The following is an 8282-nucleotide window of genomic DNA, read 5'->3' on the forward strand; positions in this document are numbered from 1 at the left end:
CCCCGTCCCCTTTCCGCCGTCGGCGTCCTCCGCCGCGTCGTCGGCGTCTGGCCTATGCCGTCGGCGTCACGCGCACGCCCGCCGTTCGTCCGCGCGCCACGCCGTACGCGGCTCACCCGTTCCGTCCGCGTCGACCTCGCGCCGCTTCCGCGGCCCTCTCCCGCGGTGCTCGCGGTTGCTCCCGCCGCCTCCGCGGCAGACGTGCCGCCGCGGCGGGGAGGGTGGGCGTGGCGGCACCCCGCCGACGCCGGGTTGCGCGGACGCCCCGCACGCACCGGGTTGGGCAACCGGTCCTTGGCCGGCATGAGTGCGGTGGCATGCCGGGTCGTGCAGCCGGCGCCTGCTCAGTACGACGGGGCAGCCCCGGGTGGTGACACCCGGCGCCGGCCTCGCACCGCGCAGGTGAGGCGTGCGTCAGGCCGGGCGGGAGCGCAGTCCCTCGAGCAGGATGTCCAGCAGTCGCGCCGAGGCTGCCGCCTGTTGTGCCGCGTCCGGCAGGGCCGGCGCCGCCGTGGCGATCACCAGCAGGACGTCCGACACGGACACGTCCGGCCGCAGCTCCCCCGCCGTCCGCGCCCGCTCCACCAGCTGCCCCACGACGTCGAGCAGTTCCGAGGCCCCCGTGTCGTCCGCCGTCCCGCCCACCGGCGGAGTCTCCGGCACCAGCCGCAGCTCCCCCGCCGTCTGCGTCCGCTGCTGCGGCAGCCGCGCGTGGTCCGACAGACCGCGCTCCTCCGCCACACCCACCCGCAGCACCTGCGGCGGCAGCAGCCGACCCGCGCCGGAGGCGACCGACGTGCGCAGGAAGCGGGACAGCGCCGACCACGGCTCGTCCTCCTGGCCGAGCGCCGCACGCGCCTGCTCGGTCAGCCGGGACGTCTCCTCCGCGGCTATCCGCCGCACCAGGACGTCCTTGCTCGGGAAGCGCCTGTACACCGTGCCCACACCGACCCGTGCCCGGCGTGCCACGTCCTCCATCGGCGCGCCGTAGCCCAGCTCGCCGAAGACCTCACGCGCTGCACGCAGCACGTGCTCCAGATTGCGCTGCGCGTCCACCCGCAGCGGTGCCGTGCGTGAGCCGTCCCCGCGTGCTCCGCCCGCGGGCGCGCTCAGCGCGCCGCCGGCCGTGAGAGCGGAAGACCAATGAGAGTCCTGAACATGCATATGTATTCCCCCGGTAATGACGTCTCCCCCCGGAGACTTCTCCGCGCCATTGATCGCCGGGGCATGTGGAAGAGGCCCGGCCTGTCGGTCCCGCCCGTCGCGGACCCGATGAGCACAGCCCCTACACCCCGTCGACACACGAACATAGTTGAGAGGGGGGCAATTCAGAAGAGGCACGTTCCGCACGGAGCGCCCCCCGATCGGAGCACGGGTCGCATACGTCCTGAATGTTCCCCCCGACGGAGGTGAATGTACCCGAGGTGACCTGCGGGTATGCGGTCAGGGCCGGTGAATCGGCCAACCCCGGGGGACGGAACCGTCCGGTCACACAATGCGTCGAGGCTGTGGACAAACGCGCGCGACGGGTGCGTCATGGGATGGTGAAGGAACGTGCGCGCATTCTCGTTGTCGGCGGTGGCTACGTCGGGATGTACACCGCTCTGCGTCTCCAGCGGAAGCTGAAACGGGAGCTCGCGCGGGGCGAGGCGGAGATCACGGTGGTCACTCCGGACCCGTACATGACGTACCAGCCGTTCCTGCCCGAAGCGGCCGCCGGTGCCATCTCCCCCCGTCATGTCGTCGTACCCCTGCGTCGTGTCCTCGACCGGTGCCACGTCATCATCGGCGAGGCGACCGGAATCGACCACGCGAAGCGCACCGCCACCGTCGGCACCCTCGCCACGGACGAGGAAGGCACCGGAGGGCGGCGGATCGCCTACGACGAACTGGTGCTCGCGCCCGGTTCCGTGTCGCGCACGCTGCCGATCCCCGGTCTCGCCGAGCACGCCATCGGCTTCAAGACCGTGGAGGAGGCCATCGGCCTGCGCAACCACGTCCTCGAACAGATGGACATCGCGTCGTCGACCCGCGACCCGGAGATCCGCGACGCGGCCCTGACCTTCGTCTTCGTCGGCGGCGGCTACGCGGGTGTCGAGGCGCTCGGTGAGCTGGAGGACATGGCCCGCTACGCCGCGCGGTATTACCACAACCTCCGGCCCGAGGACATGAGGTGGATCCTCGTCGAGGCGTCCGGCCGGATCCTGCCCGAGGTCGGTGAGGAGATGGGCCGGTACACGGTCACCGAACTGCGCCGGCGCAACATCGACGTCCGTCTGGAGACCCGGCTGGAGTCCTGCGCGGACCGGGTGGCCCTGCTCAGCGACGGCTCGCGCTTCCCCACGCGTACGGTCGTCTGGACCGCAGGGGTCAAGCCGCATCCGGTACTCGCCGCCACCGACCTGCCGCTGAACGGGCGGGGGCGGTTGAAGTGCACCGCGGAACTGGCCGTCGACGGTGCCGCACACGCGTGGGCCGCCGGCGACGCCGCCGCCGTTCCCGACGTCACCGCGCGGGAGGCCGGACGGGAGTGCGCCCCCAACGCGCAGCACGCGCTGCGCCAGTCGCGGGTCCTGGCGGACAACCTCGTCCACTCCCTGCGGGGAGAGCGGCTGGAGACGTACGCCCGCAAGCACGCCGGCTCCGTTGCCTCCCTCGGGCTGCACAAAGGGGTCGCGCAGGTGTACGGGCGTAAGCTCAAGGGCTTCCCCGCGTGGTTCATGCACCGCACCTATCACCTCAGCCGGGTCCCGACCTTCAACCGGAAGGCGCGGGTGGCCGCGGAGTGGACGCTCGCGGGGCTCTTCAAACGGGAGATCGTCTCCCTGGGGTCACTCGAACACCCCCGGGCGGAGTTCGAACTGGCGGCCGGTGGAAAGCCTTCCCAGGACCCCCCGGACACCCCGAAGGGGTCGTCCTGACCGGACCCAGGAACTCCTGCGGCCGGCCCGGCGTCTGACGGATGCCGGCCCGGCCGGCACCCTGCCAGACTGGTCCACCACCGCGGGCGGGTCCGGCCCACCCCGGTGCGGCCCCCGGGGCCCCGGCCGGGCCCGGTTTTCCGGCCGCCGACAACTACACGAGGCAAGGATTCGTGAACTTCACGCGCTGGAGCGCCCGGCTCCCCGGAACGCAGCGCCGCGCGGCAGCGCGGACCGAGCAGGCGGTCTCCACGGACCGGCGGGGAGAGGGCTCCGTGCCCGCGGCCCGCGGCGAACACCTCTCCGACGACCCCCGGCCCCTCCCGGCTGTCGACGATCTCGGGGTGCGTGAGGTCCTGGACCGCGTCCCCTCCCTCGTCGCCCTCGTCCATGGCCCCGAGCACCGCATCGCCTACGTCAACGACGCCTACACGGCGGCCTTCGGCGTCCGTCCGGTCGGCGCCCCCGCGCGCGGAGCGCTCCCCGAACTCGACGCGCTCGGCCTGCTCCCGCTCCTCGACCAGGTCCAGCGCAGCGGCAAGCCCCGCACGGTGAAGTCCCGCAAGGCCCCCGACGGCCGCTCCTACACGTTCACCTGCACCCCCGTCAGCGAGGGTCGGGACCGCGCGGTGCTGATCTTCGCCACCGACGTCACCGACCACGCCGAAGCCGCCGAACGCGTGCGCGCCAGCGAACGCCGGCAGCGCGAGACCGCCGTCACCCTCCAGCGCTCCCTCCTCCCGCAGGAGCTCGAGGAGCCCGACGACCTGCGCGTCGCCGCCACCTACCACCCCGGCGGCACCGAGGCCGCCGTCGGCGGCGACTGGTACGACGTGATCACTCTGGGCGGCGGCCGTACCGCCCTGGTCATCGGCGACGTGATGGGCAGAGGAGTCCGCGCCGCCGCCGTCATGGGGCAGCTCCGTACGGCCGTACGGGCCTACGCGCGGCTCGACCTCCCGCCGCACGAGATCCTCCAGCTCCTCGACGGCCTCGCCATGGAGATCGACGCCAACCAGATCGCCACCTGCGCCTACGCCATCCACGACCCCAACGAGGGCCGCCTGGTGTACGCCTCCGCCGGCCATCTGCCCATCCTCGTCCGCGACGAGAACGGCACCGTCCAGCGCGCCGACGAACCGACCGGACCGCCGCTCGGCACCGGCGGCTGGATGCACACCTCCGGCTCCATCACCCTCGGCCCCGGCTCCACCGCCGTCCTCTACACGGACGGCCTGGTCGAGCGGCGGAACGAGGACCTGGACGAGGGCATCGCCGCCCTCGAGCGCGCCCTGGCCGGGGCCACCGGCAGCCCTCAGGTCGTCTGCGACCGCCTGATCCGCTCGGCCGGCGTCACCCCCGACCACGACGACGACGTCGCCGTGCTGGTCCTCCAGCACCCCGCCCGCAGGGGAGCGGAGAGCGAACTCTTCCGCAACGCCGCGCTGGAACTGCTCGGCGGAGTCGAAGCGGCCCCCCGCGCGCGTGCCTTCGCGTCAGGAGTACTGACCAGCTGGCGCTTCCCCACCGAACTGCACGACCTGGGTGTCCTGGCCGCCAGCGAACTGGTCGCCAACTCCCTCCAGCACGGCACACCCCCCATGCGACTGCGCCTGCGCCGCACGGACCGCCGCCTGATCATCGAGGTCACCGACGGCGACGACCACCTGCCGAGGCGCCGCCGCGCGGAGCCCGGCGACGAGTCCGGCCGGGGCATCGCCATCGTCGCGACGATCGCCTCCGGCTGGGGCAGCAGACGCACCCCGGGCGGCGGCAAGGCGGTCTGGTGCGAGTTCCTCCTGCCGAAGGCGGCAAAGCCCCCGAAGCCGTCCATGCCGACGAAGTCGCCGCATTCGCCGGGGTCGAGGACCCGCGGCACCGGCCCGTAGCCGGGCCGGATGTCCGGCCCGGCCATGAGCTCAGGCGTGCGCCGGAGCCTGTCCCGCTTCCGGGACGCCCTGCGCCACCACACGGCTCCGCGCCGCCGACGGATGGTTCTGCACGTCGGTGAGCTGCCGCCCCAGCCGCACCGCGAGAACGGTGATGCCGAGCGAGAACAGCAGGAAGACCACGATGTACGGCGCGTGCAGCGAGGCTCCCAGCGGGCCGCCCACCGCCGGACCCACGGCCAGCGCGAGCTGCTTCACCAGGGCGAACGCCGAGTTGTACTGACCGGCCATCCCGGTCGGCGCCAGATCGGCGACCAGCGGCGCGAGCGTCGGCGACAGCAGCGCCTCTCCCAGCCCGAACAGCGCGTACGTCGAGACGAACGCGGCGGTCGCCATCGCCTGGCTGCCGTTGCCCAGCCCCGCGTACCCGGCGACGGCCCAGGCCACGGCCCAGATCAGACCCACGGACGCGATCACGCTCGAGCGCTTGCGCCGCTCCACGAACCGCAGCACGGCGAACTGCGCGACCACGATCACCAGCGTGTTCGCCGCCAGCGCCGTCCCGAGCGCGGAGGTGGAGATCCCGGCGGCCTCGACGCCGTACGCGCTCAGCCCGGACTCGAACTGTCCGTAGCAGGCGAAGAACAGCACGAAGCCCAGCACACAGAGCTGCACCATGGCCCGGTTGCCGAGCAGCTGCTTCCAGCCCGCCCCGGCCGACTGCTGGGGTGCGCCCGTGACGCGCGGCGAGTGCGGCATCCGCACCGACGCCATCACCACGACCAGCAGCAGGAACATCGCCGCCTCGATCGAGAAGAGGAGGGTGAAGGAGCCGGCTTTCGTCGGGTCCACGAGGTGACCGCCGATGAGACCTCCGACACCGAGTCCGAGGTTCTGCAGGAAGAACTGCATGGCGAACGCCCGTGACCGGGTCTCCGCGGTGGAGCAGTCCACGATCATCGTCGCGAGCGCCGGCTGCATCACCGCCTGTCCCGCGCCGAGTGCCGACGCCGACAGCAGTACGGTCACCGCACCGCTCGACAGTCCCAGACTCAGCGCGCCGACCGCGGCCGTGACCAGGGCGACGAGCAGCACCGGCAACGGACCCCGCCGGACGATCGCCCGCCCGGCGAACGGCAGCACGACCAGCGCCGCCACGGCGAAGACGGCGAGCACGAGACCCGCCGTCATGGAGCCCAGACCCCGCACCTGCGCCACGTAGACGTACAGATACGGGACCGTGAAGCCCAGCCCGAAAGCGCTGAGTGCGTTGCCCACATGGATCCGGCGCATCGCAGCGCCCATCGCCCTGGTCACGTTCACCTCACTCACTAGTTAGACCTGAAGACTTAGAAGCTAAAATGCAATGCTAAAGAGTACACATCGAAGGACTTCAAGGCAAAGGAGGGGCGTGCCATACTGCGGGCATGGGCGACACCTCCGGCCTCGGCGAGCCGACACTCGAAGAGCAGATCGCCGCGTACCAGCGGGAGTTCCAGGACCTCGACCCGCAGGTCGAGAAGATCGTCAACGCGCTGTCCCGCCTGAACCGGCGTATGAACGTCGCCTACGGCCGTCAGACCGCCGAGCTCGGCATCACCAACGCCGACTGGGAGGTCCTCAAGGCCCTCGTGCTCTCGGGCGCCCCGTACCGCATGGGCCCCGGTGATCTGGCCAAGCGCCTGGGGCTGACCCCGGCCGCCATGACCCACCGGATCGACCGCATGGTCACCGAGGGTCTGGTCACCCGGGAACGGGACGAGACCAACCGGGTCCGCGTGATCGTGGAGCTCACCCCGGCCGGCCGGGAGAAGTGGCAGGAGGCCATGCGTATGGCCACCGTCTTCGAGGGGGACCTCCTCCAGGACCTCGACCAGGGCGAGCGGTCGGCCCTCGGCGAGGTCCTCACCCGTCTCCTGCGCCGGGTGGAGGACGCCCAGCCGGACGCCGGCGGACGTCTCACGGACCTGGACTGAAAGATCTTGGCCGGGGACGGTTGACAGTCACCCTGTCGATCCGTAGTGTTCTCCGGGTTGCCACGGGGACGTAACGGTTCTTGGGCGGCATCTTCCGCCGCAACTGCGGCACTCAAAACCTCAGCACGACCTCCCAGTGGGAACGATTTCGGCATGCCTGAATTCGAATTCCCGCCCCCGATTTGGGGAAGACGGAGAGACCCGCTAAGGTTTGAGACGTCGGAACGGCCCAACAGCCGCGAAGACGAACCCCGCTGACTGGGGGTCAGGTCGAGAAAAGGATCTGATAGAGTCGGAAACACCGAAGGGAAGCCCGGAGGAAAGCCCGAGAGGGTGAGTACAAAGGAAGCGTCCGTTCCTTGAGAACTCAACAGCGTGCCAAAAGTCAACGCCAGATATGTTGATACCCCGACCATCCGGTTTCGGATGGTCGAGGTTCCTTTGAAGAAAACACAGCGAGGACGCTGTGAACCATCGGATCATTCCTCCGGTGGTTCCGCTCTCGTGATGTGTGCACCCGATTACGGGTAAACATTCACGGAGAGTTTGATCCTGGCTCAGGACGAACGCTGGCGGCGTGCTTAACACATGCAAGTCGAACGATGAACCACTTCGGTGGGGATTAGTGGCGAACGGGTGAGTAACACGTGGGCAATCTGCCCTGCACTCTGGGACAAGCCCTGGAAACGGGGTCTAATACCGGATACTGACCCTCACGGGCATCTGTGAGGGTCGAAAGCTCCGGCGGTGCAGGATGAGCCCGCGGCCTATCAGCTTGTTGGTGAGGTAATGGCTCACCAAGGCGACGACGGGTAGCCGGCCTGAGAGGGCGACCGGCCACACTGGGACTGAGACACGGCCCAGACTCCTACGGGAGGCAGCAGTGGGGAATATTGCACAATGGGCGAAAGCCTGATGCAGCGACGCCGCGTGAGGGATGACGGCCTTCGGGTTGTAAACCTCTTTCAGCAGGGAAGAAGCGAAAGTGACGGTACCTGCAGAAGAAGCGCCGGCTAACTACGTGCCAGCAGCCGCGGTAATACGTAGGGCGCGAGCGTTGTCCGGAATTATTGGGCGTAAAGAGCTCGTAGGCGGCTTGTCACGTCGGTTGTGAAAGCCCGGGGCTTAACCCCGGGTCTGCAGTCGATACGGGCAGGCTAGAGTTCGGTAGGGGAGATCGGAATTCCTGGTGTAGCGGTGAAATGCGCAGATATCAGGAGGAACACCGGTGGCGAAGGCGGATCTCTGGGCCGATACTGACGCTGAGGAGCGAAAGCGTGGGGAGCGAACAGGATTAGATACCCTGGTAGTCCACGCCGTAAACGGTGGGCACTAGGTGTGGGCGACATTCCACGTCGTCCGTGCCGCAGCTAACGCATTAAGTGCCCCGCCTGGGGAGTACGGCCGCAAGGCTAAAACTCAAAGGAATTGACGGGGGCCCGCACAAGCGGCGGAGCATGTGGCTTAATTCGACGCAACGCGAAGAACCTTACCAA

Annotated in this window: 5 protein-coding genes and 1 rRNA gene; 4 read left to right on the forward strand and 2 right to left on the reverse strand. The window is 69.7% G+C overall.

The genetic code is table 11. The annotated features are described in order from the left end of the window. Positions 1-414: 414 nt before the first annotated feature. Positions 415-1164 (reverse strand): TetR/AcrR family transcriptional regulator, encoded by a 750-nt coding sequence (locus B9S61_RS33830; protein ID WP_103545594.1) that lies wholly within the window; start codon positions 1162-1164, stop codon positions 415-417. 377 nt (positions 1165-1541) lie between these two features. On the opposite strand from B9S61_RS33830, the gene B9S61_RS33835 reads away from it, so the two are divergent. After that, positions 1542-2921, forward strand: a complete 1380-nt coding sequence (locus B9S61_RS33835; protein ID WP_103545595.1) for an NAD(P)/FAD-dependent oxidoreductase — start codon at positions 1542-1544, stop codon at positions 2919-2921. Positions 2922-3094: 173 nt separating this feature from the next. Further along, entirely contained in the window at positions 3095-4810 is a 1716-nt protein-coding gene (locus tag B9S61_RS33840) for a SpoIIE family protein phosphatase (protein ID WP_103545596.1), read from the forward strand. Between the two features lie 30 nt (positions 4811-4840). Here B9S61_RS33840 and B9S61_RS33845 read toward each other — a convergent pair whose 3' ends face one another. Next, on the reverse strand, positions 4841-6115 hold the full coding sequence (locus tag B9S61_RS33845; protein ID WP_103545597.1) for an MFS transporter: 1275 nt from the start codon (positions 6113-6115) through the stop codon (positions 4841-4843). 122 nt (positions 6116-6237) lie between these two features. On the opposite strand from B9S61_RS33845, the gene B9S61_RS33850 reads away from it, so the two are divergent. After that, positions 6238-6786: a MarR family winged helix-turn-helix transcriptional regulator gene (locus B9S61_RS33850; RefSeq protein ID WP_103545598.1), complete on the forward strand. Its 549-nt coding sequence runs from the start codon at positions 6238-6240 to the stop codon at positions 6784-6786. A 534-nt stretch (positions 6787-7320) separates the two neighbouring features. Beyond that, a 16S ribosomal RNA gene (locus B9S61_RS33860) occupies positions 7321-8282 on the forward strand; the annotation flags it as partial.

The organism is Streptomyces sp. SM1 (assembly GCF_002910825.1).
GTDB lineage: Bacteria > Actinomycetota > Actinomycetes > Streptomycetales > Streptomycetaceae > Streptomyces > Streptomyces okerensis.

What these genes read in the sequence shown, in the direction of transcription:
- B9S61_RS33830 (WP_103545594.1), bottom strand. Translation starts at nt 1,164, where the DNA reads ATGCATGTTCAGGACTCTCATTGGTCTTCCGCTCTCACGGCCGGCGGC.
- B9S61_RS33845 (WP_103545597.1), bottom strand. Translation starts at nt 6,115, where the DNA reads ATGGGCGCTGCGATGCGCCGGATCCATGTGGGCAACGCACTCAGCGCT.
- B9S61_RS33835 (WP_103545595.1), top strand. Translation starts at nt 1,542, where the DNA reads ATGGTGAAGGAACGTGCGCGCATTCTCGTTGTCGGCGGTGGCTACGTC.
- B9S61_RS33850 (WP_103545598.1), top strand. Translation starts at nt 6,238, where the DNA reads ATGGGCGACACCTCCGGCCTCGGCGAGCCGACACTCGAAGAGCAGATC.